This window comes from Streptomyces sp. NPDC056734, assembly GCF_042790455.1.
Lineage (GTDB): Bacteria > Actinomycetota > Actinomycetes > Streptomycetales > Streptomycetaceae > Streptomyces.
In genome coordinates this window covers 12806-39800 of sequence record NZ_JBHTZD010000011.1, presented here as the reverse complement: position 1 = coordinate 39800, position 26995 = coordinate 12806, and the positions used below count along the sequence as shown (strand labels likewise).

29 protein-coding genes, 1 pseudogene and 1 riboswitch are annotated in these 26995 nt (G+C 73.2%); of the genes and pseudogenes, 15 read left to right on the top strand and 15 right to left on the bottom strand.

The window, feature by feature from the left end:
• The 5 genes and pseudogenes from ACFRFC_RS18280 to ACFRFC_RS18260 all read right to left on the bottom strand — a co-directional run.
• A complete protein-coding gene (locus ACFRFC_RS18280; RefSeq protein WP_382692995.1) occupies nucleotides 1-2346 on the bottom strand; it encodes a glycoside hydrolase family 65 protein in 2346 nt (781 codons plus the stop codon).
• A complete protein-coding gene (locus tag ACFRFC_RS18275; protein ID WP_382692993.1) occupies nucleotides 2343-3104 on the bottom strand; it encodes a beta-phosphoglucomutase family hydrolase in 762 nt (253 codons plus the stop codon). Before ACFRFC_RS18275 ends, ACFRFC_RS18280 begins: the two co-directional genes overlap by 4 nt.
• 95 nt (nucleotides 3105-3199) lie before the next feature.
• Nucleotides 3200-3595, bottom strand: coding sequence for a YybH family protein (locus ACFRFC_RS18270; protein ID WP_382692991.1), 396 nt, complete (start codon nucleotides 3593-3595; stop codon nucleotides 3200-3202).
• Between the two features lie 328 nt (nucleotides 3596-3923).
• Nucleotides 3924-4544: a hypothetical protein gene (locus tag ACFRFC_RS18265; protein WP_382693016.1), complete on the bottom strand. Its 621-nt coding sequence runs from the start codon at nucleotides 4542-4544 to the stop codon at nucleotides 3924-3926.
• Between the two features lie 96 nt (nucleotides 4545-4640).
• Nucleotides 4641-4895, bottom strand: a pseudogene (locus tag ACFRFC_RS18260) (TetR/AcrR family transcriptional regulator); the annotation flags it as partial.
• 59 nt (nucleotides 4896-4954) lie between these two features.
• On the opposite strand from ACFRFC_RS18260, the gene ACFRFC_RS18255 reads away from it, so the two are divergent.
• The 6 genes from ACFRFC_RS18255 (at nucleotide 4955) to ACFRFC_RS18230 (ending at nucleotide 9974) form a co-directional block, all read left to right on the top strand.
• A complete protein-coding gene (locus tag ACFRFC_RS18255) occupies nucleotides 4955-5824 on the top strand; it encodes an SDR family NAD(P)-dependent oxidoreductase (protein ID WP_382692989.1) in 870 nt (289 codons plus the stop codon).
• 110 nt (nucleotides 5825-5934) lie between these two features.
• Nucleotides 5935-6678 (top strand): SDR family NAD(P)-dependent oxidoreductase, encoded by a 744-nt coding sequence (locus ACFRFC_RS18250; RefSeq protein WP_382692987.1) that lies wholly within the window; start codon nucleotides 5935-5937, stop codon nucleotides 6676-6678.
• Between the two features lie 178 nt (nucleotides 6679-6856).
• Entirely contained in the window at nucleotides 6857-7771 is a 915-nt protein-coding gene (locus ACFRFC_RS18245; protein WP_382692986.1) for a MurR/RpiR family transcriptional regulator, read from the top strand.
• A gap of 385 nt (nucleotides 7772-8156) precedes the next feature.
• Nucleotides 8157-8540: a hypothetical protein gene (locus ACFRFC_RS18240; protein WP_382692985.1), complete on the top strand. Its 384-nt coding sequence runs from the start codon at nucleotides 8157-8159 to the stop codon at nucleotides 8538-8540.
• A gap of 158 nt (nucleotides 8541-8698) precedes the next feature.
• Nucleotides 8699-9367, top strand: coding sequence for a TetR family transcriptional regulator (locus ACFRFC_RS18235; RefSeq protein ID WP_382693014.1), 669 nt, complete (start codon nucleotides 8699-8701; stop codon nucleotides 9365-9367).
• A 190-nt stretch (nucleotides 9368-9557) separates the two neighbouring features.
• Complete coding sequence (locus tag ACFRFC_RS18230; RefSeq protein WP_382692984.1) at nucleotides 9558-9974, top strand: Zn-ribbon domain-containing OB-fold protein; 417 nt, start codon at nucleotides 9558-9560, stop codon at nucleotides 9972-9974.
• 7 nt (nucleotides 9975-9981) lie between these two features.
• On the opposite strand, the gene ACFRFC_RS18225 is transcribed toward ACFRFC_RS18230, so the two are convergent.
• Together ACFRFC_RS18225 and ACFRFC_RS18220 are read right to left on the bottom strand one after the other, a co-directional pair.
• On the bottom strand, nucleotides 9982-10371 hold the full coding sequence (locus tag ACFRFC_RS18225) for a PPOX class F420-dependent oxidoreductase (RefSeq protein ID WP_382692983.1): 390 nt from the start codon (nucleotides 10369-10371) through the stop codon (nucleotides 9982-9984).
• Nucleotides 10372-10479: 108 nt separating this feature from the next.
• A complete protein-coding gene (locus tag ACFRFC_RS18220) occupies nucleotides 10480-11667 on the bottom strand; it encodes a MalY/PatB family protein (RefSeq protein WP_382692981.1) in 1188 nt (395 codons plus the stop codon).
• A 186-nt stretch (nucleotides 11668-11853) separates the two neighbouring features.
• On the opposite strand from ACFRFC_RS18220, the gene ACFRFC_RS18215 reads away from it, so the two are divergent.
• Nucleotides 11854-13194, top strand: coding sequence for a S1 family peptidase (locus tag ACFRFC_RS18215; RefSeq protein ID WP_382692980.1), 1341 nt, complete (start codon nucleotides 11854-11856; stop codon nucleotides 13192-13194).
• Between the two features lie 259 nt (nucleotides 13195-13453).
• On the opposite strand, the gene ACFRFC_RS18210 is transcribed toward ACFRFC_RS18215, so the two are convergent.
• The 3 genes from ACFRFC_RS18210 to ACFRFC_RS18200 form a co-directional block, all read right to left on the bottom strand.
• Nucleotides 13454-13639 carry a hypothetical protein gene (locus ACFRFC_RS18210; protein ID WP_382692979.1) on the bottom strand — a complete coding sequence of 62 codons (186 nt, stop codon included), beginning with the start codon at nucleotides 13637-13639 and terminating at the stop codon, nucleotides 13454-13456.
• Between the two features lie 187 nt (nucleotides 13640-13826).
• Complete coding sequence (locus ACFRFC_RS18205; protein WP_382693012.1) at nucleotides 13827-14522, bottom strand: L,D-transpeptidase family protein; 696 nt, start codon at nucleotides 14520-14522, stop codon at nucleotides 13827-13829.
• A gap of 193 nt (nucleotides 14523-14715) precedes the next feature.
• A complete protein-coding gene (locus ACFRFC_RS18200) occupies nucleotides 14716-15513 on the bottom strand; it encodes an SDR family NAD(P)-dependent oxidoreductase (RefSeq protein ID WP_382692977.1) in 798 nt (265 codons plus the stop codon).
• A 49-nt stretch (nucleotides 15514-15562) separates the two neighbouring features.
• Here ACFRFC_RS18200 and ACFRFC_RS18195 point away from each other — a divergent pair, with 49 nt between their 5' ends.
• Nucleotides 15563-16114 carry a hypothetical protein gene (locus tag ACFRFC_RS18195; RefSeq protein WP_382692975.1) on the top strand — a complete coding sequence of 184 codons (552 nt, stop codon included), beginning with the start codon at nucleotides 15563-15565 and terminating at the stop codon, nucleotides 16112-16114.
• Between the two features lie 64 nt (nucleotides 16115-16178).
• Here the strand turns inward: ACFRFC_RS18195 and ACFRFC_RS18190 are convergent, their stop codons facing one another.
• From ACFRFC_RS18190 to ACFRFC_RS18180, 3 genes are all read right to left on the bottom strand, one after another.
• Nucleotides 16179-17093: an SDR family oxidoreductase gene (locus ACFRFC_RS18190; protein WP_382692974.1), complete on the bottom strand. Its 915-nt coding sequence runs from the start codon at nucleotides 17091-17093 to the stop codon at nucleotides 16179-16181.
• A gap of 145 nt (nucleotides 17094-17238) precedes the next feature.
• On the bottom strand, nucleotides 17239-17868 hold the full coding sequence (locus ACFRFC_RS18185; protein ID WP_382692973.1) for an MBL fold metallo-hydrolase: 630 nt from the start codon (nucleotides 17866-17868) through the stop codon (nucleotides 17239-17241).
• Nucleotides 17868-18953, bottom strand: coding sequence for an S-(hydroxymethyl)mycothiol dehydrogenase (locus ACFRFC_RS18180; protein WP_382692971.1), 1086 nt, complete (start codon nucleotides 18951-18953; stop codon nucleotides 17868-17870). Before ACFRFC_RS18180 ends, ACFRFC_RS18185 begins: the two co-directional genes overlap by 1 nt.
• A gap of 321 nt (nucleotides 18954-19274) precedes the next feature.
• On the opposite strand from ACFRFC_RS18180, the gene ACFRFC_RS18175 reads away from it, so the two are divergent.
• Both ACFRFC_RS18175 and ACFRFC_RS18170 read left to right on the top strand, forming a co-directional pair.
• A complete protein-coding gene (locus ACFRFC_RS18175) occupies nucleotides 19275-20639 on the top strand; it encodes a rhodanese-like domain-containing protein (RefSeq protein ID WP_382692970.1) in 1365 nt (454 codons plus the stop codon).
• Nucleotides 20636-21736: a TSUP family transporter gene (locus tag ACFRFC_RS18170; protein WP_382692968.1), complete on the top strand. Its 1101-nt coding sequence runs from the start codon at nucleotides 20636-20638 to the stop codon at nucleotides 21734-21736. The genes ACFRFC_RS18175 and ACFRFC_RS18170 overlap by 4 nt, the downstream gene beginning before the upstream one ends.
• A gap of 33 nt (nucleotides 21737-21769) precedes the next feature.
• On the opposite strand, the gene ACFRFC_RS18165 is transcribed toward ACFRFC_RS18170, so the two are convergent.
• Nucleotides 21770-22057: a metal-sensitive transcriptional regulator gene (locus ACFRFC_RS18165; RefSeq protein WP_382692966.1), complete on the bottom strand. Its 288-nt coding sequence runs from the start codon at nucleotides 22055-22057 to the stop codon at nucleotides 21770-21772.
• Nucleotides 22058-22129: 72 nt separating this feature from the next.
• Between ACFRFC_RS18165 and ACFRFC_RS18160 the strand changes: the two genes are divergently transcribed.
• Together ACFRFC_RS18160 and ACFRFC_RS18155 are read left to right on the top strand one after the other, a co-directional pair.
• Nucleotides 22130-22705 (top strand): rhodanese-like domain-containing protein, encoded by a 576-nt coding sequence (locus ACFRFC_RS18160; protein ID WP_382692965.1) that lies wholly within the window; start codon nucleotides 22130-22132, stop codon nucleotides 22703-22705.
• A gap of 87 nt (nucleotides 22706-22792) precedes the next feature.
• Complete coding sequence (locus tag ACFRFC_RS18155; protein WP_382692963.1) at nucleotides 22793-24547, top strand: ABC transporter ATP-binding protein; 1755 nt, start codon at nucleotides 22793-22795, stop codon at nucleotides 24545-24547.
• Nucleotides 24548-24573: 26 nt separating this feature from the next.
• Here the strand turns inward: ACFRFC_RS18155 and ACFRFC_RS18150 are convergent, their stop codons facing one another.
• Nucleotides 24574-24879 carry a hypothetical protein gene (locus ACFRFC_RS18150; protein WP_382692962.1) on the bottom strand — a complete coding sequence of 102 codons (306 nt, stop codon included), beginning with the start codon at nucleotides 24877-24879 and terminating at the stop codon, nucleotides 24574-24576.
• 479 nt (nucleotides 24880-25358) lie between these two features.
• Here ACFRFC_RS18150 and ACFRFC_RS18145 point away from each other — a divergent pair, with 479 nt between their 5' ends.
• The 3 genes from ACFRFC_RS18145 (at nucleotide 25359) to ACFRFC_RS18135 (ending at nucleotide 26992) form a co-directional block, all read left to right on the top strand.
• Nucleotides 25359-25721, top strand: coding sequence for a nuclear transport factor 2 family protein (locus ACFRFC_RS18145; RefSeq protein ID WP_382692960.1), 363 nt, complete (start codon nucleotides 25359-25361; stop codon nucleotides 25719-25721).
• A gap of 10 nt (nucleotides 25722-25731) precedes the next feature.
• On the top strand, nucleotides 25732-25959 hold the full coding sequence (locus ACFRFC_RS18140; protein ID WP_382692958.1) for a hypothetical protein: 228 nt from the start codon (nucleotides 25732-25734) through the stop codon (nucleotides 25957-25959).
• Nucleotides 25960-26027: 68 nt separating this feature from the next.
• A riboswitch (ZMP/ZTP riboswitch) is annotated at nucleotides 26028-26109 on the top strand.
• A 22-nt stretch (nucleotides 26110-26131) separates the two neighbouring features.
• Complete coding sequence (locus ACFRFC_RS18135) at nucleotides 26132-26992, top strand: bifunctional 5,10-methylenetetrahydrofolate dehydrogenase/5,10-methenyltetrahydrofolate cyclohydrolase (protein ID WP_382692957.1); 861 nt, start codon at nucleotides 26132-26134, stop codon at nucleotides 26990-26992.
• Nucleotides 26993-26995 lie beyond the last annotated feature (3 nt).

Here is a 26995-nt window from a genome sequence, read left to right as displayed (position 1 = left end):
TCAGCGGGGGTTCGGGGCGCGGTGGCGGGGCTGGGCCGGGGCCGGGTGGTCCGGGGCGGACGGGAGCGGGCGGACGGCCGGGCCGTCGGCGCTGACCAGGAACGCCTCGCCGTGGTGGGAGATCCGCAGCGGCTGCCCGGACAGCAGGGCGTAGGTCGCCTTCTCGTGGGTGATCTCCACCCGCAGGGTGCGGCCGAGGACCTGGAGGCTGAAGGCGAGCCGGCTGAACCGCTCCGGCAGCCGGGGCGCGAACCGCATGGTGCCGGAGCGGTCGGCGCGCAGCCCGCCGAACCCGGCGACCAGCGCCATCCACGTACCGGCGAGGGACGCGATGTGCAGTCCGTCGCGGGTGTTGTGCTCCAGGTCGTGCAGGTCCATCAGCGCGGCCTCGGCGGTGTAGGCGTAGGCGAGCTGGAGATGGCCCGCGCGGGCGGCGATGACGGCCTGGCAGCAGGCGGACAGCGAGGAGTCGCGGACGGTCAGCGGCTCGTAGTAGGCGAAGTCGCGGGCGATGTGCTCCTCGTCGAAGTAGTCGTCGCAGGTGTACAGGGCGAGGACCAGGTCGGCCTGTTTGACGACCTGTTTGCGGTAGAGGTCGAAGTACGGGAAGTTCAGCAGCAGCGGGTACTGGTCGGGGCGGGTGGCGTCGAAGTCCCAGCGCTGGTAGCGGGTGAAACCGGCGTGCTGCTCGTGCACACCGAGGGCGTGGTTGTAGGGGATGTGCACGGCCTCGGCCGCGTCCCGCCAGGCGGCGGACTCCTCCGCGTCGACGCCGAGCGCGCGGGCCTGCTCGTGGTGGCGCTCCACGACGTCGGCGGCGGCGCGCAGGTTCGCGCGGGCCATGAGGTTGGTGTACGTGTTGTCGTCGGCGACCGCGCTGTACTCGTCGGGGCCGGTGACGCCGTCGATGTGGAAGGCGCCGTGGGCGTCGTGGTGGCCGAGCGAGCGCCACAGCCGGGCGGTCTCCACCAGGAGTTCCACGCCGGTGTCGCGCTCGAATCCGGTGTCCCCGGTGGCCGCCACATAGCGGGTCACGGCGTCGGCGATGTCCGCGTTGACATGGAAGGCGGCGGTGCCCGCGGGCCAGTACGCGGAGCCCTCCGAGCCCTCGATGGTCCGCCAGGGGAAGGCGGCGCCGCGCAGGCCGAGCTGGACGGCGCGCTCGCGGGCGGCGGGGAGGGTGTTCTGGCGCCAGCGCAGCGCCTCGGCGACGGCGCCGGGCGAGGTGTAGGTGAGCAGCGGCAGGACGAAGGTCTCGGTGTCCCAGAAGGCGTGGCCGTCGTAGCCGGAGCCGGTCAGGCCCTTGGCGGGGATCGCGCGCTGTTCGGCGCGGGCGCCCGCCTGGAGGACGTGGAAGAGGGCGAAGCGTACGGCCTGCTGGATCTCCTCGTCGCCGTCGACCTCGACGTCGGCGCGGGCCCAGAAGTCGTCGAGGAAGGCGCGCTGTTCGGCGAGCAGGCCGTGCCAGCCGCTGTGCGCGGCGGCGGCGAGGGCGGCCTCGACCTGGCCGCTCATCGCGGGCCGGGAGCGGGTGCCGGACCAGCCGTGGGCGACGGTCTTCTCCAGCCGCAGCCGCTGCCCGGGTTCGAGGACGGCGGTGACGGTCAGCCGGGCCACGTCGGTGCCGCTCTCGCAGCCGGTGAGGGTGCCCTCGGGGCCGGTGACGACGTGATCGGCGGCGACCGCGACCCGCAGGCCGCTGTTGCGGGTGCGGTGCACGAGCCGCAGGCGCGTTCCGGCGGCGTGGTGGTCCTCCTGCTCCAGCGGGGACCTGAGGGTGCGGGCGGCGCGCGGGTCGCCGCCGGACTCGGGCAGGCTCTCGTTGGCGACCAGATCGGACTGGATGACGACCCGGGTGCGGCTGTCGAGGGGCTCGACCTCGTAGGCGACGGCGGCGATGGCCCGCTGGGTGAGGGAGACCAGCCGGGTCGAGCGGACCCGGACCGTGGAACCGGCGGGGCTGGTCCACTCGCAGACCCGTTCCAGGACGCCCCGGCGCAGATCGAGGGTGCGTTCATGGCTGATGAGCCGGCCGTAGCGCAGGTCGAACGGTTCGTCGTCGACGAGCAGCCGGACGGGCTTGCCGTTGGTGACGTTGATGACGGTCTGGCCGGACTCCGGGTAGCCGTAGCCGGCCTCGGCGTACGGCAGCGGGTGCACCTCGTGGACGCCGTTGAGGTAGGAGCCGGGCAGGCCGTGCGGCTCGCCCTCGTCGAGGTTGCCGCGCCAGCCGACATGGCCGTTGGACAGGGCGAACACGGACTCGCTCTGCGCCAGCAGGTCGAGCGCGAGGGCGGTCTCGCGCACGGTCCAGGGCTCTACGGTGTACGACCGGTCGCCTATCACGACCGCTCCCCCTCGCGCGTGGTGCCGGCGCCCAGTTCGGCGAGGTCGCGCACCACGATGTCCGCGCCGTGCGCGTACAGCGCGTCGGCCTGTCCGACCCGGTCCAGGCCGACGACGTACCCGAAGTGGCCGGAGCGGCCCGCGTCCATTCCGGCGAGGGCGTCCTCGAAGACGGCGGCCTGCTCGGGCTCCACGCCGAGGTCGGCGGCGGCGGCCAGGAAGGTGTCGGGGTTCGGTTTGCCCGGCAGGGCGCGTTCGGCGGCGACCACTCCGTCGATCCGTACGTCGAAGAGGGCTTCGGCGCCGATGGCGCGCAGCACGTCGCGGGCGTTGGCGCTGGAGGACACGAGCGCGGTGCGCAGGCCCTGGGCGCGGGCGGCCCCGGCATAGCGGATCGTGCCCTCGTACGCCTCGACGCCGCCGGTGCGGATCTTCTCCAGCACGAGTTCGTTCTTGCGGTTGCCGATGCCGTGGACGGTCTGTGCGTCGGGTGGGTCGCCGGGGGCGCCGTCGGGCAGCTGGATGGCGCGGGAGGCGAGGAAGGAGCGGACGCCGTCGGCGCGCGGGAGGCCGTCGACGTACTGGTCGTAGTCGGTGTGCGCGTCGAAGGGGCGGAAGCCGTCGCCGTCATGGGCGCGCAGGAAGGCGTCGAAGGTCTCCTTCCAGGCGGCGGCGTGCACGGCCGCCGTCCTGGTGACGACGCCGTCGAGGTCGAAGAGGCAGGCCAGGATGGTTGCGGGAAGACCCAGGTCCGTCATGTGTTCCATGGTCTCCTGTCCGGGGACGGGGATGAGGGCGGCGCGGCGGGTGCGGCGCACGTCACGGAGGGGGTGCCCGGCGGGTGCGGGCCGGGTCAGTCATGCGGGAACGAGTGGTGCTCGTGCGCCACCAGCCACCGTCCCCGCTCCTTGCGCAGGCCGAAGGTCAGGCGCAGGCGCAGGGTGGGCCGGTCGGCGAGTTCCTCGGCGGTGCCGCAGCGCAGCAGGGCGTGGGCGAAGGCGACGTACGCCCCGGCGGTGATCTCCAGGGTGTCGATCTCGAAGCAGGCGCCGTTTGCCTGCCACGCGAAGAACGGCGGCCAGATGGCCCGGTAGGCGGCGAGTCCGTGCAGGCCCTCGTGCGGTGGCGGTACGTCGTACATGACCAGGTCGTCGGTGTGGTCGGCGGCGACGGCCGCCAGGTCGCCTCGGTGCACGGCGTCGGCCCAGCGGGTGATCAGGGCGCGGATCTGGGTGTGGTCGTCGGGCATGGTGGCTCCTTTCCTGGGGGCGGGTTCTGCGCGTCTCCCGCCGGTCGGGGCGGTGCGTCTCCCATCGCTCGGGCAAGGGCGTCGGTCTGCTTGACGAGTGTCACATCCGGGGTTGTGTACGGCCTTTACGCGCCTGGTCGCACGGACTCGGACGTCCACCGCTCGATCCCGCCGGCCACGGCTGCGGTGCAGCGCGTCCGGAAGTCGGGGGGCTTGGGCGCGATGCCGGGAGGGCCATTCCGCCGGTACCGGTGGTGGGGTCGGTACCGCAGACAGCACCGGAGCCGGTGAGAGAACCGGAACCGGCTTGCGGCGTCGGCGCCGATCCTCACACGGTTCCCCGCCCGCTCTCCCGCATGCCCCGCAGCAGCGCCGTCAGGATCCGGACCAGGGTCGGTTCGACGTCGACCACCGCGTGCGCCAGTTCGGGACGGGTCTCGTACAGCTCGCGCAGCTGGGTGCCCGGCGCGGCCATCTGCCAGAGCGCCCCGGCCATGCCGGTGGCCGTGGCGACCACGTCGGTGGCCCGGGTCGCGGTGAGGCCGAGCAGGTCGCCCAGCGCGGCGGCGAGCGTGGCGACCTCGCCGAGCGCGACCTCCTTGAACGCGGCGGCGGCGTCGAGGGAGACGTTGCGCTCCAGGTTCAGCGGCGCCTGGGCGAGCAGGTCGCAGAAGAACGGGCGGGCCACCAGGGAGGCGGCGATGGCGGCGGCGACGGCCTCGGGAAGCCGGTCGGGGCCTGCCTGAGGGACCCGGCTGGCGACCGGTTCGGGGCCCGCGTCGGCCACCGGCTCGGGGCCCGCCCCGGGAACCCGATCGGCCACCGGCCGCGAACCCGGGTCGGCGGCCACGGGCGCTGAACCCAGGTCGGCCACCGGCGCTGAGCCAGGCTCGGCCACCGGCTCTGGACCCGCCCCGGAATCCCGGTCAGCCCCCGGCCCTGAGCCCAGCTCCGCGACCGTCTCCCGGCCCGGCGAAGGGCCCGGCGAAGGGCCCGGCTCGAAGCCCCCCTCCCCGCCCCCCTCAAACCCCGCCCCGGCAAGGCCCGCCAGCCGGGTCCGCAGATCCGCCGACCAGTCCCGCCACCCCTCCGCGGTGAGCGCCAGAAATATCTGCTCGCGCGTCTCGAAGTAGCGCAGCATCGCGGACTTGTGCATGCCGACCGCCGCGGCGATGTCCGTGAGGGTCACCTCGCGGACGCTGCGCTCGCCGCCGAGGGTGCGGGCGGCGGCCAGGATCGCCTGCTCCCGCTGCTGTTTCGCCGCCGCGCTGCGGGCCCGCCGGGGTGCTGCTGTCGTCATGCCACAAACGCTAACACAACCAAGTTGCACTAATAACGAAACCGTGTTTCGCTAGAACCATGACCACACAGACCTGGCTCATCACCGGTTCGTCCCGCGGCTTCGGCCGCAACCTCGCCGTCGCGGCCCTGGAGGCCGGCGACCATGTCGTGGCCACGGCCCGCAGGCCGGAGCAGCTGGCCGACCTCGTGCGGAAGTACGGAGACCGCGTCCTGCCCGTCGCGCTCGACGTCACCGACCGGACGGCCGCCGAGGCCGCCCTGAAGGCGGGCGTCGACCGGTTCGGCCGGGTGGATGTCGTGGTCAACAACGCCGGATACGCCAACCTCGCCGCGATCGAGAACACCCCCGCGGACGACTTCCACCGGCAGTTCGCCACCAACTTCTGGGGCGTCTACCACGTCTCCACGGCCGCGATCCCGGTCCTGCGGGCGCAGGGCGGCGGCACGATCGTGCAGTTCTCCTCGATCGGCGGCCGGGTCGGCGGCACGCCCGGCCTCGGTTCCTACCAGGCGGCCAAGTTCGCCGTGGACGGCTTCACCCGGGTGCTGGCGGCCGAGACCGCGCCGTTCGGCATCACCTGCCTGGTCGTGGAACCGGGCGGCTTCGCCACCGACTGGGCCGGTTCGTCGATGCGGGTCCCGGACGTCCCCGCGGAGTACGACGCGACCGTCGGCGAGATGGCCCGGCTGGTCAGCGGCCCGGTGTCGGTGGCGGGCGACCCGCAGCGGGCCGGGGAGATCCTCGTCCGGGTCGTCAAGCACCCGAACCCGCCGACCCATCTGGTCCTCGGGGCGGGTGCCGTGCGAATGGCGCAGGCGTACTCGCACAGCCAGTTGGAGGAGGCCGCCGCCTGGGAGCGGGTGAGCGGTTCGGCCGACTTCGGCCAGGAGTACCCGGTCGACCTGGTCGACCCGGCACCGAAGTAGGCCCGCGGCCCCTCGCGGGCAAGCACACGACGCCTGACATACCGACTGACCTACCGACTGACACACACCACTGACACACACCGAAGCAGACTCAGGCAAAGGGCGGGACCATGGCACAGTTCACGGACAAGGTGGCGCTGGTGACCGGCGCCGGCAGCGGAATGGGCGCGGCGACGGCGATCCTCCTCGCCGAGCGGGGCGCCGCCGTCACCCTGGTCGGCCGACGCGCCGAGAAGCTGGAGGAGGTCGCGCGGCGGATCAAGGACGCCGGCGGCCAGGCCCTCGCCGTCCCCGGCGATGTCAGCGACGCGGCCGACGTCCAGCACGCCGTCACCCAGACCGTGGAGACCTTCGGCGGCCTCCACCACGGGGTCAACAACGCGGGTGTGACGGGGAACTTCATCCCCACCGCCGATATGCCCCTGGACCACTGGCGCAAGGTCATCGGGATCAATCTCGACGGCCTCTTCCACGGCCTGAAGTACCAGATCCCGGCGATCATCGCGAGCGGCGGCGGCGCGATCGTCAATGTCTCCAGCGTGTTCGCCGACCGGGGCGGCCCGACCGTCGAGTACTCCACCGCCAAGCACGGCATCCGCGGTCTGACCCGCACCGCCGCCAAGGAGTACGGCGCCCAGGGCGTACGTATCAATGAACTCCAGCCCGGCGTGATCGACTCCGAGATGACCCAGGCCAACCCGGCGGCCACCCAGGAGGTCGCCGAGCGGGGCGTGCCGCTGGGCCGGATCGGACGCGGCGCGGAGATCGCCACCGCCATCGCCTTCCTGCTGTCCGACGACGCCTCCTACATCACCGGCGCGCATCTCGCGGTCGACGGGGGCTTCCTGGCCTGACCGGCGAGGTCCGACTCCCACCATCCCCCTTCACACACAACGGCCCGCCCCCCGGCGGGCCGTTCGGCATGCCGCGTCCGGTCCCCCGGGCACGGTGGCGGAGGGTCATCGCACCCTCCTGACCGCCAAGTTCGGTGAGTTATGTTGAACGTCCTCGGGAAACGAAGGAGGCGCACCGGTGCCCACGTCCCAGCAGGCACGCGCACAGGCATCCGCGATCACCTCGGGGAAAGCGGCTCCGGAGGCCGAGGCGGCCCCGGTCTCCCAGCTCAGAACGCTCTTCGACCGCCAGCGGCTGTCCCCGGGGCACCGCAGGATCGCCCAGTACCTGATCGAGCACCTCCACGAGGGCGCGTTCCTGTCGGTCACCGAGATCGCCGACCGGGTCGGGGTCAGCCAGCCCTCGGTGACCCGGTTCGCCACCGCGGTGGGCTTCAGCGGTTACCCCGCGCTACGGGAGAAGCTCCAGGCGATCGCCCTCGGCACGTTCTCCGGCGCCGCCGACGAGAACCGGGGCAATGAACTCCAGGCGGCGGTGGACGCCGAGATCGAGAACCTGGAGAACCTGCGGCGGGACTTCGCCGACCCGGACCAGGTCATCGACATCGGCCGCGAGCTGGCCGCCTCGACCCCGCTCACCGTGCTCGGGCTGCGCATCTCCGCCTCGCTCGCCGAGTACTTCGCCTACGCCGCGCGGCGGATCCACCCGGACGTCCGGCTGGTGACCCGGGGCGGCAGCGTCGCGTACGACGCGCTGCTCCAGTCGCACGCGGCCGGGGGTTCGTGGGTGCTGGCCTTCTCGATGCCCCGGCACGCCCAGGAGACCCTGTCCGCGGTCAAGGTGGCGCGGGACGCCGGGCTGCGGGTCGCGCTGATCACGGATCTCGCGCTGGGCGCGGTGGCCGACGCGGCGGACGTCACCTTCGCCACCGGCACCGGATCCCGCCTGGTCTTCGACTCGTACGCGGCCCCGGGGCTGATGGCCGCCGCGCTGCTCCAGGCGATGACCGACGCCGATCCGGAGCGGACGCACGGCCGGCTGGAGGAGTACGACCACATCTCGGAGCAGCACCAGTTCTTCCTGCGGGACTGACCACTTCTCCTTACGGGACTGACGGGACCGGCCGCCCACTTTGCGGCACAGTCCATACACAGCACGCGTGAATGTTTTCATACGGCTTGAAAACCGATCGGCATATATAAATACTTCTTGCGGATCACGCACCGCCCGCAGAGAGCCGACGTTCCGCCATGCGCACAGCAGCAGACGAACCGCCGCGCGGGCCGCGCCTGCCCTTCACAGAGGGCTCACGTTCGAACATCCGGGACCGCCGTTCCCTACCCACGACGGACTCCGGGGTGTTCGGTCGGGCCTCGCCTGCGCGAGCGCCCGCGGCGGTCCCGGTCATCCCCTAGACCGGGGCCGCCCAACTCTCGGATCTCAGCCGACGCCGCCGTCCCACCCGGAAGCGAAACCCATGTCCCTGACGTACCCGCGAACCAATTCGGACTGGCCGTGCCAGGTCAAGATCCCCGGCAGCTACGACTGGGAGCGCTCGGCCGCCAAATGGCTGCGCGAGCTGGTCCCGGCCCGCTACGCCGGGTATCCGGCGCTGATCCGGCATCCGGTGCTGCTCGCCCGGCACGCGGAGATCCAGGTGCAGCAGGAGGTCCGGATCGCCCGCACGGCCTTGCAGACGGCCCGCGCCGACCTGCCGCGCCTCGGGGTGCCCGAGTCGGTGATCGAGCACACCATCAAGCTGTACGCGGCCGAGGTGCTCCAGTTGCAGCACATCGCCCGCAGTGTCCGCGCGGTGGGCCAGGCCCTGGCGGACCACAACAACACCCGCCGGGCCGCCTAGGGCCGGACGAGCCCCACCACCGCCGCCGCCAAGCGCACCGAGTTCCCTCTTCCCACAGCACTCAGTGCCATCCATGCCGAAGTGATGCTACGTTCCCCGGCATGACCTCCATCGATCCCGGCAGCGGCGGGAAAGCGGACGCGGCGGGCAAGCCGCCCATGCGGGACGCGCTGGTCGCGGCGGCGTTCCAGCTCTTTCTGGAGCGGGGCTACGAGGAAACCACCGTCGACGACATCGTGGCGCTGGCCGGGGTCGGACGGCGGTCCTTCTTCCGCTACTTCCCCTCCAAGCTGGACGTGGTCTTCCCGGACCACGACCGGTGCCTGGCGGACATGACGGAGTTCCTGGCCGACAGCGCCCCGGACGACGAGCCGGTGCGCCGGGTGTGCGACGCGGCCCGGCTGGTGCTGCGGATGTACGAGGAGAACCCGACGTTCTCCGTACAGCGCTACCGGCTCACCAAGCAGGTGCCGGGGCTGCGGACGTACGAACTGTCGGTGGTGTGGCGCTACGAGCGGGCGCTGGCCGACTTTCTGCGCGACCGGTTCGCGGGCCGGCGGGACGGCATTCTGCGGGCCGATGTGATCGCCGCCGCGGTGGTCGCCGCGCACAACAACGCCCTGCGGGCCTGGCTGCGTTCGGACGGGCGGTGCGACGCGGACGCGGCCGTGAACCACGCCCTGGGGCTGGTGCAGTCGTCCTTCGGACTGCCCGGCGGGCCGCCTGCCGAGGAGACGCCCGAGGACGTGGTGGTCGTGGTGTCCCGGCGCGGGGCGCCTTTGTGGCGCGTGGTGCAGGAGATCGAGACGACCCTCGCCCGCGACTGACCCGCCCACCGAAGCCCTCCGCAATGCCCCGCACAGAATTCCCATCATTTCAGGGTACGCAGTACCTTTACGGTTGACACTCAGTGCCATAAAGTATGGCTTGTGCACGGTGGCACGAAGGACCGCGCACGGCGTGCGCGGTGAGCCGCGCACGCGGGATTCCGGCCGAGTGTGCAGGGAGTTGACCAGCGTGTACCACCACCCCTCAGGGAGCTTCGCTCAGCAGGGAGCCGGCCTCGCGGCGGGCGTGCTCGACCCTCAGCCCCCGAAGGAGGAGTCGATCCTCTTCCAGCGCTGCGACTGGTGCGGCACGGCGATGTACCACCGCCTGCTCTGCCCGGTCTGCCAGGGCAGTGATCTGCGCACCGACCGCAGCACGGGCACCGGCACGGTCCGCCACACCACGGTGGTGCACCGCAACACCCCGGCGGCCCGCAATGTGTCGCTGGTCGAGATGGCGGAAGGGTTCGTCGTGCGCGGCCGGGTCATGGGCCCGCTGATCGCCATCCACAGCGGCGACCGGGTCCGGCTGACCACGGCGAAGGACCCGGTGCGCGGCGAGCCCGTGTTCCAGCTGGTCGAGGAGCCCTACCGGGCCTGGAGCTGACCGGCCGTCATCCGGCGGGCGTCAGGGTGATCCTGATGCCGACGGTGCCGTCGGACCCCCGCCGCAGCCGGCTGCCCCACAGGGTGAGCCGGCCGATGATCCCGTACTTGCGCACCAGCAGTCGGCGCACCCGGGCGGTGGCCTGCGCGTCGCAGATCTCCGCCGTGCCCGGCACCTGCTCGCCCTTCGGCCTGCCGCGCGCGTCACAGGGTCCGACCAGCACGTCGGCCCGGTTGCGGATCCGCTTGACCTTCCAGGAGTCGCTGACCGTCCAGACCGCGAGCGCGTCCCCGTCGCCCACCACCCAGACCGGCGTGGCGACCGGGCTGCCGTTCTTCCGGTAGCTGGTGATCAGCAGGTACTGGCCTTCGGCGAGCCGGGTGGTCGTGGCGTCCATGGCGGGCAGTGTACGGGGTTTGCCCGGAGGTAACACCGGGGGTACGCCGCCGACGGGGCACCACCCCATCCCCGTACGCCACCCATCTCACCCCACCAACACCGCACCTCACCCCACCCCCGTCGCCATCCTCTCCACCGCCTCCGTGAGGATCTCCGGCGAGGTCGCCAGGTTCAGCCGCAGATGGCCGGCGCCGCCCGTGCCGAAGGCGAGGCCCGAGCTGAGGGCCACCCGGCCGCGTGCCAGGAAGACCTCCGCCGGGTCGTCGCCCAGACCGAGCGCGCGGCAGTCGAGCCACGCCAGACAGGTCGCCTCGCCGGGCCGGTACCGCACCCCCGGCAACCGCTCGGCGAGCAGCCGGGCGACAAGGCGCCGGTTCTCGTCGAGGCCGGTCAGCAGCGCGTCCAGCCAGGCGGTGCCGTCACGCAGGGCGGCGGTGTGGGCGATGACACCGAGGTGGCTCGGCCCGTGCCCGACCTCCTCGGGCAGCCGGGCGAGATCGGCGGCGGCGCCCGGACCGGCGAGGGCGAGGGCGGCCTTGAGCCCGGCGAGGTTCCACGCCTTGGAGGCGGACATCAGCGACAGCCCGGTTTCGGCGCCCGGCACGCTCAGATAGGGCACGAAGGCCACGCCCGCCGCGACGACCGGGGCGTGGATCTCATCGGCGACGACCCGCACCCCGTACCGCTCGGCGAGCGCGGCGACGGCGGACAGTTCGGCGGCGGTGTGCACGGTGCCGGTCGGGTTGTGCGGGCTGCACAGCAGATACCCGGCCCGCCCGCCGCCGCGCACGGCCCGCCGGAACGCCTCCTCCAGCGCACCGAGGTCGAGCCGCAGATCCGGCCCGAGCGGGGCCTCCACCACCCGCCGGTCCATGTGTTCCACGAACTGGTAGAAGGGCGGATACACGGGCGGGTTCAGCACGACCGGATCGCCCGGCCCGGTCACCAGCTTCAGCATCTCGACCACGCCCAGCATCACATCGGGCACGATCGCGCTGCGCTCCACCGCGAGCCCGTCCCAGCCCCACCGCTTCCCGGCGAACGCCCCGAGCGCCTCCGCGTAGGCGGTGCCCGCCGGGTACCCGGTGTCGCCGAGGGCGAGCGCCTCGCTCACCGCGCGGACCACGGGTTCGGCCAGCGGCACATCCATCTCGGCCACCCACAGCGGCAGCACGTCCTCGGGGTAGGTGCGCCATTTCATGCTGGTACGACATCGGAGCCGGTCGAGGGTGAGGGCGCGCAAGGGGTTCGGTGTGCCGGACGGGCCGGGTGATACGTGCGCGTTTGTGGTCATGAACCCAACATAAGCGTCCCCTGTGCACCCCGGCAGGGGCCCGGCGAGGGCGGACACGGCCCCGGCGGACCCGACCCCGGCCGCCGCTGAACACCCGTGGCGATCGCCGCGTACTGAGGGTGGGCGCTCGACTGCCGGAGGGCCCCGCGGTGTTGCCGCCGCGCGGTCGGGGTTCGGGAGCCATGGATGAGGCACGTACGACGACGGATCGTCCGCCGGGCGGCACGGCTGGCGGCCGTCGGCGGACTGCTCCTCGGAGGAGCGATGGTCACCCAGGCGGTGGCGAGCGAGCCGCCCGGCACCTCGGCCCTGACCCGTGCGGCGGGCACCGGGTCCGCCCTGGTGGACCGGCTGGGCGCGGGCCGTACGGCGGGCAGCTGGATCGGCGCGGACGGGCGGCCGGTCGTCGCGGTCACCGACGCGGCGGCGGCCGACGAGGTGCGCCGGGCGGGCGCCGAGCCCCAGCGGGTCCCGCACAGCATGCGGGACCTCAAGGACGCCACGGCCGCCCTGGACGAGGCGCCCCGGGTCGCGGGCACGGCGTGGGCGCTGGACTACCGGAGCAACGAGGTGGTGGTGCGCGCCGACCGGACCGTGTCCGCCGCCGACTGGTCACGGATGACCGAGGTCGCCGAGGGCATCGGCGGCTTCGTGCGGATGGAGCGCACCGAGGGCGCCTTCACCACCAGGCTGGGCGGGGCCCAACCGATCCTGTCGACGGCCGGGCGCTGCTCGGCCGGTTTCAATGTGACCGACGGCAGCCGGGACTACATCCTCACGGCGGGGCACTGCGGGCCGATCGGCTCGGTCTGGTTCGCCGACGACCGGGGCGCCGAGCAGCTCGGCCAAACCGTGCGCGGCAGCTTCCCCGGCGACGACTACTCGCTGATCCGGTACGCGGGCGGCCGGGCGGGCGAGGGCGCGGACGTGGTGGCGATCGGCGACGGGCAGGGGGTGCGGATCAGCGGCGCGGACGATCCGTCCGTGGGGCAGCGGGTGTTCCGCAGCGGCAGTACGAGCGGGCTGCGCGACGGGCGGGTGACGGCGCTGGAGGCGACCGTGAACTACCCGGAGGGCACGGTCACGGGGCTGATCGAGACGGATGTGTGCGCGGAGCCCGGGGACAGCGGCGGCCCGTTGTTCGCGGAGGGCATCGCGCTCGGCATCACATCGGGCGGCAACGGCGACTGCACGACGGGCGGTACGACGTTCTTCGAGCCGGTGACGACGACGCTCGCGGAGCTGGGCGTGCGGGTGATCGCCGCGGCACCGGCGCCCGGGGAGGATCCGGCGCCCGCGCCGTCGGACGCGGCCCTCGCGCCGGGAGCGGCGCGGCCGGGTTCCACCGCACCGGCCGGAGGTGGCGGTGCCGCGGCGCTGCTGGGGCCGCTGACGGATCCCAGAAACGTGCGGCCGGGGCTGCTGATCATCGTGGGGAGCCTGGTGGCGCTGGTGGGCACCCGGTACATCCGCGCGGAGCAGGACCGCAGGGCGTACCGCGACCGCTACTCGGCGACCTGGGGTTGAGGCCGCTCCCCCACGGGCCTGTCGGACGGGAAAGGTCGGACAGGCCCTGGACGGGGTGCGGCCGAAAAGGACGGCAGCGACGGCGGCGGCGGCAAGGCCGGCAGCGACGGCAGCGACGACAAGGCCGGCTTGCTCGGCGGAAGTCGGCCGAGGTCTGACGAAGAACGGGCTCCGGTGCGGGAAGCCCTGGGCGGGTGCCGGATCGGCGGTGGTGTCGGACGACGCCCGACACCCGACGACCGGCTCCGCGAGACGGCGCTCAGGCCGCCCGCGACGGCTGCGGGGCCGCGGCGGCCCACTCCAGGACGAGTCGCTGATACTCCTCGCGCTGCTCGCCGCTCAGTGTCCCGCCCGACCGGCGCCACAGGGCCCGGATCTCGTCGTTGACCTCGGCCGCCGATCGCTCGGAGTCGGGTTCAACAGTGGTGGACATGATGTGAAGCATACGGCGCCCGAGGTGAAGGCCACGTCAGCAATCATGAACTTATCGGACATAATCGACCGTGTTGCTGATCACGTCCATCTACCAGGAAGTCGTGCGGAGTTCAACCGTTACCGCAGGAGATAGTTCAGCATTTGATGGCCCTCGGCACCGGCCGACCGAGGACGGCCAGGGTGGCGCCGCGGACGGCTCAGGTGCCCGGCTTGCGGCCGTACACGTACACGTCGTCGCCGTTCTTCAGCAGCGACCAGTACTTCTGGGCGACGGTCCTGGTCATGTTGACGCAGCCGTGCGAGCCGGGCGGGTTCCACATGCTGACGCCGGCGGAGTGGAAGGCCTGGCCGCCGTCGAAGAACTGCGCGTAGGGCATCGGGACGTCGTAGATGGAGGAGACGTGGTCGATGTTGCGCCAGTAGATCTTCTTCAGGCCGGTGCGGGTCTCGTAGCCGTCGCGGCCCGTGCGGACCGGGACCGGGCCGTAGACCAGGCGGCTGCCGTCCTGGATCCAGCTGAGCTGGAGGGTCAGGTTCACACAGGCGATCCGGCCCTTGTCGACCGGGCACTTGCCGTCCTTGTTGGGCTTGTTGCCGACGGCCTTCTGCTTGTTCATGAGGTCCATCGCGCCCCAGGTGACCGGACCCGCGTAGCCGATGTTCGGCTTGATGCCGTGCTTGTTCTGGAACGCCTGGATCGCCTTGCAGTCGGCGGTGGACTGCTTGCCGTCGACCGGGCGGCCGAGGAACTTCTCGACCTGCTTCTGGTGGGGCCCCGCCTGTGTCGTACAGCTCGCCGCCTGCGCGGGCGCCGCGCCCAGCCCGATCACGAGCGGTGCCACCAGCGCGGTGGCCCCCGCCACGACGACGCCACGTCTGCGTATGTCCCCCATGCCCGTCATGCCCGTACCCCTCATCTGCGCGTCCGCGCACCCGCACCGCGCGCACCTCGCGCGGTTCCGTCCAGCTAGACCGGCGCCGGACCGGATCGGTTGTGGCGGGGCGCCGGCCGCGACGGAACCGTGACAATCGAGGCACCCCGGTGGCAGCCCTCACGGCCGGACCTCGGACGCCCGGGGCCGGGCGTCAGCCTTCGTCGCCGCCGCGCCAGGCCGCCCGGAATCCCGAGTCCACCGCCGTGAGGCCGCCGTCGACGGTCAGGGTCGTGCCGGTGATCCAGGCGGCGTCGCGGGAGGCGAGGAAGGCGACGGCGGCGGCGATGTCGTCCGGTTCGCCGACCCGGCCGAGCGGGTAGAGAGCGCCGACCGCGTCGAGTGCCTCGTCGCGGCCCTCCCAGGCCGGGGTGCGTACGGTGCCGGGGGCCACCAGATTGACCCGCACCCCACGACCGGCCGCGTGTCCGGCGAGGGTGCGGGTCAGGGAGCCGAGGCCGGCCTTGGCGGCGCTGTAGGCGTGGTTGCCGAAGTCGCGCAGCCCGTTGACGGAACCGACGCTGACGATCGCCCCGCGTCCGGAGGCGGCGAGGTGGGGCAGGGCGGCGCGGCTGCACCGGTAGGCGCCGGTGAGGGTGACGTCGAGGTCGAGGGCCCAGGCGTCGTCCTGCTCGTCCTCGAAGCGCGGGGCGTCGGGCGAGCAGTGGTAGGCGTTGTTGACCAGGACGTCCAGGGAGCCGAAGGCGCTCACCGCGTGGGCGACGGCCGCCTCGACCGAGGTCCGGTCGGTCACATCGCAGGCGAACGCCTCGGCGGACAGGCCCTGTTCGCGCAGAGCGCCCGCCGTCCGCCGCGCGGCGGGATGATCGACGTCGGTGACCAGGACCCGGGCGCCCTCCTGCGCGAAACGGCGGACGACGGCCGCGCCGATGCCCCTGGCCGCGCCGGTGACCAGAACCCCGTACCCCTCGAAGCGCTCGCTGTCAGCCATGGGGCGAACCTACTGCCCGGGAGATCATCGCGGCAGATAGCGTGCGCCCATGTCTGAGTTCCTGGGGCAACTGCCCGCTCTGATAGGTGTCGTGGTCGGCGCGCTCGGCTCGTATGTGGCGGTGATGCGGGGCGAACAGGTCCGGTTCCGGCGGGAGCAGGCGGCCCGGTGGGAGGAGCGGCTGCTCACGGTGTACGCCGACTACGCGCGGGCGCTGAAGACGTCCGTCACCCTGTCCTACCGGGTCGCCGCGCACCTCGGCAACGACCCGCATCCGCATCCGCTCACCCCCGAGGAGGCCGCGCCGCTGCTGGCCGAGGCGACGGTGGCCCGGGATCCGTCGGGCGAGACGCTGCTTCTGCTGGGCAGCGCGGAGGTGGTGGCGAAGGCGCGGACGTGGGTGGTGGCCGTGATGGAGATGGAGTCGTTCCTGCGGGCCGGGACCCGCGATCCGCGGGCGTGGGGTGCGCTGATGGAGCGGCAGCGGGCCGCGCGGGAGGCGTACTACGCGGCCGTACGCGGTGATCTGGCGCTGCCGCCGGGCCACGGTGGGCGCTGGGCCCTGCCGGTGCCCGGTGACGCGGCCGGGCGGCAGCGGTAGGAGGCTGCCCGGGGGCAGCGGTGGCCCGGTCCGGCCGCAGCCGTGGCCTTTGGCCGGTCCGGGGTCAGCGGTAGCCGGTGGTGTCCGCGGGCCTGTCCTGGTCCTGGACCTCGACGATGTAGCGCCAGGCGTCGGGGCGGCTGCCGTCCAGGTCGGTGAAGCCGTACTCCTGGGCGAGGCCGCCGCTGGACAGTGACCGGCCGTTGAACCGGTGCACCTCGGGGTCGGCGGCGAGCGCGGCGACCGCGCGGCCGACGAAGCGCGGGCTCTCGGAGATCGCGAAGTGCGGGACCTGGCCGAGGGCGTCGCGCCAGTTGTCCTCGCGGACCCCGAAGCCCTCCAGCATGATCTCCGAGCGCATCCAGCCCGGGGTGAGGGTGACGGCGGTGGCGCCGCGCGGGCCCAGTTCATGGCCGAGGGCGAAGCCCATCCGCAGTACGGACGTCTTGGCGAGGTCGTAGAAGTAGTTCACGCGGTAGTGGGCGGTGTTGTAGTCGGCGGTGCCGTCGGTCATCTCGATCACCAGGCCGCCCGGGTGGCGCAGCAGCAGGGGCAGGGCGTGATGGCTGGTGATCGCGTGGGTCTCGACGGCGAGGCGGAGCAGCCGCAGGCCGTTGTCCAGGTCGTGCTCCCACATCGGGGTGTCCCACTCGAAGAGCTTCTCGCCGCCCCAGATGTCATTGACCAGGACATCGAGCCGCCCCTGTTCGTCGTCGACGCGGCCGACGAGGGCGGCGACCTGCGCGGGGTCCAGATGGTCGGTGGGGACGGCGATGCCCTGGCCGCCGGCCTCGGTGACCAGGTCGGCGGTGTCCTCCAGGGTCTCGGGGCGGTCGTACTCGGAGCGGCGGGCGCGGGTGCTGCGGCCGGTGACGTAGACGGTGGCGCCGGCCGCGCCCAGTTCCACGGCGATCCCGCGTCCGGCGCCCCGGGTCGCCCCGGCGACCAGTGCCACCTTGCCCTGCAACGGTGCTGACATGTCCGTACTCCTGTGGGGTGCGCGTGCTGTCGTACCTGCTCGTACCTGGCTGTCACCACTGTCACGGGAAAGCCGGACATCTTCTGTCGGTATTGACGTCGGTATTGCCGGCGAGTCGCTGTCCTCCCGTGCGGGGCGTCCGGGATCAGTGCCCGCGTGCGATCCACTCCTGGAGGTGGGGGGCCTCGGCGCCGATGGTGGTGGGGTCGCCGTGTCCGGTGAGGACCCGGGTCCCGGGCGGCAGGGTGAGGAGCCGGTCGCGGATCGAGTCGATGATCGTCGGGAAGTGGGAGTACGAGCGTCCGGTGGCACCCGGTCCGCCCTGGAAGAGGGTGTCGCCGGTGAAGACCGCGCCGAGCCCGGGGTCGTACAGGCAGACGGCGCCCGGGGCGTGGCCGGGGGTGTGCAGGACGCGCAGGTCGGCGCCCGCGGTCTCGATGACCTGGCCGTCGGTGAGATGCGCGTCGGGTGCGCGGTGGGGGTGGGTGAGCTTCCACAGCGGGAGGTCGTCGGAGTGCAGCCAGATGGGTGCTCCGGTGCGCTCGGCGAGCGCGGGGGCGGCGTTCACGTGGTCGTTGTGGGCGTGGGTGCACACGATCGCGGTGAGCCGGCGGTCCCCGACGGCCGTGGCGATGGCGTCGGCGTCGTGGGCGGGGTCGATGACGAGGACCTCGTGGTCGTCGCCGACGAGCCAGACGTTGTTATCGACGTCCCAGGTGCCGCCGTCGAGCGTGAACTGCCCGGAGGTGACGAGGTGTTCGATGCGGGCGGTCATCAGAGCACCACCACCGAGCGCAGGACATCGCCCTGGTGCATCCGCTCGAACGCGTGCTCCACCTGGTCGAGGGCGATGGTCTCGGTGACGAACGCGCCGAGGTCCAGCCGTCCTTGCAGATGGAGGTCGATCAGCATGGGGAAGTCGCGGGAGGGCAGACAGTCGCCGTACCAGGAGGACTTCAGGGCGCCGCCCCGGCCGAAGAAATCGAGGAGCGGAAGCTCCAGCTTCATCTCGGGGGTGGGGACGCCGACCAGGACGACGGTCCCGGCGAGGTCGCGGGCGTAGAACGCCTGCCGGTACGTCTCCGGGCGGCCGACCGCGTCGATGACGACATCGGCGCCGAAGCCGCCGGTCAGCTCGCGGATCGCCTCGACGGGGTCGGTGTCCTTGGAGTTGACGGTGTGGGTGGCGCCCATGGCGCGGGCCTGCTCCAGCTTGCGGTCGTCGATGTCGACGGCGATGATCCGGGCCGCGCCGGCCAGCCGGGACCCGGCGATCGCCGCGTCCCCGACGCCGCCGCAGCCGATGACGGCGACGGTGTCGCCCCGGCCCACATTGCCGGTGTTGATCGCGGCGCCGATACCGGCCATCACCCCGCAGCCCAGCAGTCCGGCGACGGCGGGTGACACGGCCGGGTCCACCTTGGTGCACTGCCCGGCGGCGACCAGGGTCTTCTCGGCGAAGGCGCCGATGCCCAGGGCCGGGGACAGCTCGGTGCCGTCGGTGAGCGTCATCCGCTGTTTCGCGTTGTGGGTGTCGAAGCAGTACCAGGGGCGCCCGCGCAGACAGGCGCGGCACCGGCCGCACACGGCACGCCAGTTGAGGATCACGAAGTCGCCGGGCGCCACGTCGGTGACCCCCGCGCCGACGGACTCCACCACGCCCGCGGCCTCGTGCCCGAGCAGGAAGGGGAAGTCGTCGTTGATGCCGCCCTGCTTGTAGTGCAGATCGGTGTGGCAGACGCCGCACGCCTGGACGCGCACGACGGCCTCGCCCGGACCGGGGTCCGGCACCACGATGGTCTCGACCCTGACCGGCTCGTCCTTGCCCGGTGCGATGACTCCGCGCACTTCCTGCGCCATGTGCAGCCCCTCTCGTCGGTGATCATGCGTCCCGCCGCCGACCCTACGCGTGATCGATCGGCCGCGGCCAGCACCGGGCCCCGCAGGGCGCCACCGGTCGCCGACCGGCCCTCGGACCCATGCCTGGCATACCCCCGGGGGTACTCTGCTACGGTGGCCGAAAGATACCCCCCGGGGTAATTGGCGGGTCGGTGTCCGGCGCCCATGTGGGCGAGGTGCCACCGCGCCGAAAGGAACGCGTCCGAGGAAAGCGCGAGAACGCGCGCGAGAACGCGCACGACGAACGTGTACGAGGAACGTGTACGAGGAAGGAGTGCCGCCGTGTATTTCGTCGACGCCATCGACGTGCCCGGACTGGGCAACCGCGGCTATCTGGCGGGCGGCGCCGACAGCGCCGTGGTGATCGACCCGCCGCGCGACGCGGACCGAGTGATCGCCGCCGCCGCCCGGCGCGGGGTGCGCATCACGCAGGTCGCCGAGACCCATGTCCACAACGACTACGTCTCCGGCGGTCTGGAGCTGGCCCGGCTCACCGGCGCCGCCTATCTGGTGCCCGCGCGGGCCCGGGTCGGCTACGCGCGCGTGCCGGTCGAGGACGGGGACCGGGTGACGGTCGACGCCGGACTGGAGCTGCGCGCCCTGGCCACGCCCGGCCATACGCCGCATCACCTGTCGTACGTCCTGGAGGACGGCGGCGCGGCGGCGGCGGTGTTCACCGGGGGTTCGCTGCTGATCGGCACGGTCGGGCGGCCCGATCTGGTCGAGCCCCGGCTGACCCGGCGGCTCGCGCACGCGCAGTACGACTCGGCGCACCGGCTGGCGGCCGAGCTGCCGGACGCCACGGAGGTGCTGCCCACGCACGGCTTCGGCAGCCTGTGCGCGGCCACGCCGTCCGGCGAGGGGGTGGGGGCGAGCACCATCGGCCGGGAGCGGATGGCCAACGAGGCCCTGGTCAAGGACGCCGGTACCTTCGTCGCCGGGCTGCTGGCCGGGCTGGACGACATTCCCGCGTACTACGCCCACATGGGCCCGGTCAATGCCGACGGTCCCGCGCCGGTGGATCTGACGCCGCCGCGCCGCGCGGACGCCCGGGAGATCGCGGACCGGCTGGCCGCCGGGGAGTGGGTGGTCGATCTCCGGAACCGGGTCGCGTTCGCGCACGGCCATGTCGCCGGGGCGCTGAACTTCGAGGCGGCGGGACAGTTCGCCGTCCAGCTGGCCTGGCTGCTGCCGTGGGGCAGGCCGGTGACGCTGCTCGCGGAGTCGGCCGGGCAGCTCGCCGCCGCCCAGCGGGAGCTGGTGCGCGTCGGCATCGACCGGCCCGCCGCGGCGGCCACCGGCGCCCCGGCCGAGTGGCTGGTGCCGGGTGAGACGCCCCGTGCGTTCCCGCGCGCCACGTTCGCCGACCTCGCGGCCCGCACGGACGGAGTCGTCCTCGACGTACGACGGGACCGGGAGCGGTCGGCCGAGCACATTCCCGGCTCGCTGCACATCCCGCTGCACCGGCTGCGCGACCGGCTCGCGGAGCTGCCGGACACCACGGTGTGGGTGCACTGCGCCGGGGGCGCGCGGGCGGCCGTCGCGGCCTCGATGCTCGACGCGGCGGGGCATCCGGTGGTCGCCGTCGACGACAGCTTCGACGCCGCGCGGGCGGCCGGGCTGACCGTGGCGGCGGGGCTCCCGTGAGCACGCTGGTCCTGATCCTGGCCCTGTCGGCGGGGGCCCTCACCGGGCTGGCGCTCGGTGCGCTGGGCGGCGGGGGCAGTGTGCTCGCCGTGCCCGCGCTGATCTATCTGCTGGGCTTCACGCCGGCCGCGGCGGCGACCGCGAGCCTGGTCGTCGTCACGATCACCTCGGTGACGGCTCTGGCCGGGCACGCGCGCGGGGGCACGGTCGACTGGCGCCGGGGCGCCCTCTTCGCCCTCGCGGGCCTGGCCCCCGCGGCACTCGGCGGCGCGCTCTCCACCCGTCTTCCGGCTGCCGCCCTCACCGGGGCGTTCGCCGTCCTGGCGGGGGTGGCGGCGTTGGGGATGCTGCGTGCGTCTCCCTACGGGGGTGGGGGCGGGGCGCGGCGCGGGCGTGGGGACGGGGCGCGGCGCGGCGGTGGGGCGGTCCGCCGGGGGCGGGGGCGCGGGGGCGGGACGGTCGTCCGGGGGCTGCGGCGCGGAAACGGGACCGTCGTGCGGGGTCGGCGCGGAGGTGGGACGGTCCGCCGAGGGCGGGGGGTGGGTGCTGGGCTCGTGACGGGGGGTGGCGCTGGGCCCGTCGCGAGAGCCTGCGTCAGGCGCGTCGCGGGAGCCGAGGCTGGGCGAGTGGTGGAAGCCAGTACCGGACGCGTCCCGGGCGCCGGAGTCGGGCGCGTCCCAGGGGCCGATACCGGGCCCGTCGCCGGAGCCAAGGCCGGGCCCGTCGCCGGAGCCAACGCCGGGTGCGTCGCCGGGGCCGGGGTTGGGCTGGGGGCCGTTACCGGGGTGCTGGGGGTGGGTGGGGGCTTTCTCGCTGTGCCGGCGTTGGTGAAGGTGGTGGGGCTGCGGATGCGCGTCGCCGTGGGCACCAGCCTGCTGGTCATCAGCATCAACTCGGTCGTCGCCCTGGCCGGGCGGGCGGGCGCGTCCGTGCCCGTCGACTGGGCGCCGGTCGCGCCGTTCGCGGCCGCGGCCGTGCTGGGCGCCTGGGACGGGCGGCGGCTCGCGGCGAAGGTATCGGCCGGGACGCTTCAGCGGGTCTTCGCGTGGGGGTTGCTGGGGGTGGCGGCGTTCATGCTGGTGGAGGCGGTGCTGTGAGCCCCCTGATGACCGGCCGTCGGCCGCCTTCGGTCAGGCCAGGGAGAGGAACAGGCGCTCCAGGCGTGCCTTCATCTCCTCGGCGGACTCCCCGTCGCTGCGGCCCTTCTCCAGGTCCGTCACACACTGCTGGAGCCCGGTCGCGATGATCGCGAACCCCGCCCGGTCCAGCGCCCGCGACGCGGCGGCCAGCTGGGTCACCACGTCCTCGCAGTCCCGCCCCTCCTCGATCATCCGGATCACCCCGGAGATCTGCCCCTGTGCCCGACGCAGCCGGTTCAGCACCGACTTCAGATCATCGCCTTCGAACCGAAGCTCCACGATCAACTCCTCCACATACCCTCGGGGGTATATTACCTCCCCCTCGGGCTTCCAGAAAGGTATCTCCCGCTCATGAGCACTCCCCTCGCCCTCGACGCCGACCAGGCCCGTACCCGGCTCGCCGAGCTGACCGTCATCGACGTGCGCACGCCCGGCGAGTACGCCTCCGGCCATCTGCCCGGCGCCCTGAACATCCCGCTGGACCAGCTCGGCCGGGCCCTGCCCGCACTGCGCGAGCTGCGCGGCGAACTGCTTGTCGTGTGCGCCTCCGGGGCCCGTTCGGCGAACGCCTGCGCGCTGCTCGCCGAGGAGGGCGTCCGGGCCATGACGCTGACCGGCGGCACGGCCGACTGGTCGCGGCGCGGCCACGCCCTGGGCCGCCCGGCGTCCGGTGCGCGCGCCGTGTGGCCGATGGACCGGCAGGTCCGGTTCACCGCCGGGACCCTCGTCCTGACCGGCCTGGCGCTGGGACTTCTGCACCCCGCCTGGCTGTTGCTGTCGGTGGGGATCGCGGGCGGCCTGGTCTTCTCCGCGGTCACCGGCACCTGCGGGATGGCCGCGCTGCTGGCGAAGCTGCCGCACAACCGCCCGCGTCCGGCGGACCTGGAGGAGACGCTGGCGCGGCTGGCGGCGACGGCCGGGCGCTGACGGGGAAGATCGGGCGGCCCGTTGTCAGTGGCTCCCCGTACGCTGACAAGCATCGTCCGATCGGGTCCGCGTCGTCCAAGGAGCCCTGTGAGCACCGCACACACGGAGACCGTCACGCCCCCGTGGCGCATGCTCCTCGGCTATGTCCGGCCGCACCGCTGGGCGTTGCTGCTCGGCGCGGTGCTCTCGCTGGTCACCGGGGCCACCGGGCTGCTGCTGCCGCTGGTGGCGCGGGGATTGATCGACGATCTGGAGCACGACCGGGCCATCACGGGCGCGTTGGTCGCGATGTCCGGCCTGGTCGTGGCCAACGCGGCGGTGGGCGGGGTCGGCGCGTACGTCCTGCGGCGCACGGCCGAGTCGGTGGTGCTCGGCGCCCGGCGCACCCTCTCCTCCTATCTGCTGCGGCTGCGCATATCCGCCGTGGACCGCAGCGAGCCCGGCGATCTGATGGCCCGGATCACCTCCGACACCACGCTCCTGCGCGAGGTCACCGCCGACTCCCTGGTGGGCCTGGGCACCGGCGGGCTCACACTGGTCGCGACGCTGGTGATGATGGGCGTCGTCGATCCGGTGCTGCTCGGCGTCACCCTCGCGGTGATCCTCGGCGCCAGTACGGTGCTCACGGTCATCGTGCCGCGCATCAACCGGGCCAGCAGACAGGCCCAGGCCGCGGTGGGCGTGATGGGTGCCTCGCTGGAGCGGGTGCTGGGCGCGCTGCGCACGGTGAAGGCGTCCGGCGCCGAGCACCGCGAGGAGCAGCGGCTGCACGAGGCGGCCGAGGAGTCCTGGCGGCAGAGCGTGCGCGCCGCCAAGTGGTCCGCCGCCGCGGGCAACACCGCCGGGCTGGCGATGCAGATCGCCTTCATCACCGTGCTCGCGGTGGGCGGGGCGAGGGTGGCGACCGGCGCGGTGGATGTCGGCACACTCGTCGCGTTCCTGCTCTACGTCTTCTATCTGATGATGCCGATCCAGCAGGTCGTCGGGGCGATCACCCAGTACCAGGCGGGCTCGGCGGCCCTGAGCCGGATCCAGGAGGCGCTGAACCTGCCGGCCGAACCCCGGCCGACGGCCGCCCCGTTGCCCGCGCCGGAGACCAGTCCCGCGGCGGTCACCTTCGAGGACGTCCGGTTCCGGTACGCGGACGATCTGCCGTACGTCCATCACGGGGTGAGCTTCGAGGTGCCGCCGCAGGGCATGACGGCGTTCGTGGGACCGTCGGGCGCCGGGAAGACGACGGTGTTCTCGCTGATCGAGCGGTTCTACGATCCCGAGTCGGGCGTGATCACCCTGGACGGCCGGGAGGTCGGCCAGTGGGAACTGCCCCGGCTCCGGGCGGCCATCGGGTATGTGGAGCAGGACGCGCCCGTGCTGTCGGGTTCGCTGCGGGAGAATCTGCTGCTGGGCCATCCGGAGGCGGACGACGGCCAGGTGGCGCGGGTGCTCAAGACGACCCGGCTGGACGGCCTGGTGGAGCGGCTGCCGGACGGACTGGACACCCTGGTCGGCCATCGTGGCACCAAGCTGTCCGGCGGGGAGCGTCAGCGGGTCGCGATCGCCCGCGCGCTGCTGCGCCGCCCCCGGCTGTTGCTGCTGGACGAGGCGACCTCGCAGCTCGACGCGGTGAACGAGGCGGCGCTACGGGACACGGTGGCCGATGTAGCGCGGTCGACGACGGTGCTGGTGGTCGCGCACCGGCTGTCGACGGTGACGATGGCGGACCGGATCGTGGTGATGGACGCGGGCCGGGTCCGGGCGGTCGGCACCCACCAAGAGCTGGTGGCCGCCGATCCGCTGTACGCGGAGCTGGCGGCCACCCAGTTTCTTGCCACGACCGGGTAGGCCGGGGCGGGGGGATCCTCGCGGGCTCAGTACCCCACGGCGGGCACCAGGCCCGTGACCGGCGCGGCCAGATCGGTGAGCTGGTGCAGCTCGCTGAGCTGGTGGAGGCCGTTGAGCTGGTTCAGCTCGGCGAGCTGCTTCGAGGGGCGCGGCACGGCGGCCTGGTGCTCGGCGGGGATGTCGGACACGGTCAGCGAGTCGAGCACGGCGACCGGGTTCAGTTTGCCCTCGCTGGCGGCGCCCGCCTCGGCCGCGCCCGCCTGCGGCGCGGCGAGACCGGCGGCCCCGACGGCGAGAGCGGCGGCGGCGAGAATACGACGAGTTGAGATCATGTCTTCAGCAACGCGCGCGGCCCGTACCGGACACGGCCGGGGCGGCCCCCTCACCCGACAGGCGCACCACCGCCCGGCACCGGCCGAATGCGCCTTTCGAACGGGCCCTGGGCGCCCCGCGCGACCGGATCGGCGCCCGGCGGAGGGGCTGCGCGGCTGGCCGGAGGCCCGGCCCGGCCCGCCGGGCGGGTCCATACGGCCGTACCCGGCGAGAGGAGCGTGATGGACAGGACCAGCAGAATTGGCCGGGCCAGGCAGGGCAGGCAGACCACGCACGCCACGTAGGCAGGGCAGGCAGCCAGGCAGAGATGGCCGCCCGCCGACCCTCCGCGCTCCAGAGTCGGCGCCCCGCGCGGCAACGCCCACGGCCCCTCCCCACCACCCCGCGTTTGCCGACCCCGTCGGCGCGGGGGAGGCTCGTAACAGAGGCCCTCCGTGGCCCGTCCCTCCGTCGGGCCACGTCCTCGAAGGAGGTCACGATGGGCACTGTGGCGAGCCCCGTCTTCGACGCCGAGACACTGCGCCGGGGCATCGAGGGCAATCCGAACACACTGCTCGCGCTCTACGCGGGCGACGCCGAGGTACGGGTGGTGGACCAGGTCAGCGGGCCCAGCCACCCCCGGGTGCTGCACGGGCGGGACGAGATCAGCGCGATGCTGGACGACATCTACGGCCGGGACATGACCCACACCCTGGAGGACTGTGTCATCCAGGACGACCGGGCGGCGTTCACCGAATCCTGCGAGTACCCCGACGGTGTGCGGGTGCTGGCCGAGTCGATGCTGTCGCTGCGGGACGGCAGGATCGCCCGGCAGACGCTGATCCAGGCGTGGGACGAGTAGGCGGGAGGCGATGCCCGAGTTCCATGTCCGTACCCGCCTGAACTGGTCCTTCTCGGCCCGTGCCGGGATCGGCCGGCCCCGCCGCGCCTCGACGGCCACGCGTCTGGCCCGCGCGTCGGTCCTGCGCGCCCTGCTCCGCGCCGCCGCCCGTTCCACCGAGCGACGGGCGATCGCCCCGGGGCACCGGCACCACCACGTGCTCCCGCACCGGCACGTACGTCGGCGCAGGACGGGCTGATCCGCGCCGACCGCACACGACCAAGCACGACCGCGCCCGACCGCGTCCACCGGCCCTCGGTTACCCTCGCCGTGGGCCGTGACTGGCGCTGAGGTGGAGCACCACCGGGGAGCGGTCCGCATGTTGCTGCCGTGCGCCTGGGCGATGAGGTCGATCAGCTCAGGAGTGGACCATGCCCCAGGCCCGGCTCATGGACGGCACCGTACTCGCCCGCCGTATCGTCGCGGAGGCGGCTGAGCGTGCCGCCGCCCTCACCGAGCGCACCGGCCGGGTGCCGACGCTCGCGACCGTACTGGTCGGCGAGGACCCGGCATCCGTCACCTACGTCCGGATGAAGCAGAACCGCTGCCGCGAGGCGGGGATCGGCTCGCGGCGGGTGGCGCTGCCCGCCACCACGACGACCGGGGAACTCGTCGCCGCGCTGAGGGAGTTGTCGCAGGACCCGGAAGTGCACGGCATCCTGCTTCAGCATCCGGTCGGCGGGCACATCGACGAGCGGGCGGCGTTCGAGGCGATCGCGCCGGAGAAGGATGTCGACGGGGTCACCTTCGCCTCGTTCGCGACGATGAGCTTCGGTCTGCCGGGCTTCGTGTCCTGCACGCCGGGCGGGATCATGCGGCTGCTCGACGCCTACGAGGTGGACCCGGCGGGCAGGCGGGCCGTGGTCGTCGGCCGCAGCGCCATTCTCGGCAAGCCGGTCGGCATGCTGCTGCTGGGCCGGGACGCGACGGTCACGTACTGCCACTCCCGTACCCGGGAGCCGGCGGAGGTGGTGCGGGAGGCGGACATCGTGGTGGCGGCGGTTGGCCGGCCCCGGCTGATCCGGGGGCGGGACATCAAGCCGGGCGCGGTGGTGCTCGACGCCGGGTACAACGCGGGCAATGTCGGTGATGTCGACTTCGATTCGGCCGTGGAGCGGGCCTCGCTGATCACGCCGGTGCCGGGCGGTGTGGGTCCGATGACCATCGCCACGCTGCTGGAGCAGACGGTGACGGCCGCCGCCCGGCAGCTCGGGGCGGGCGAGGGGCGCTGACCG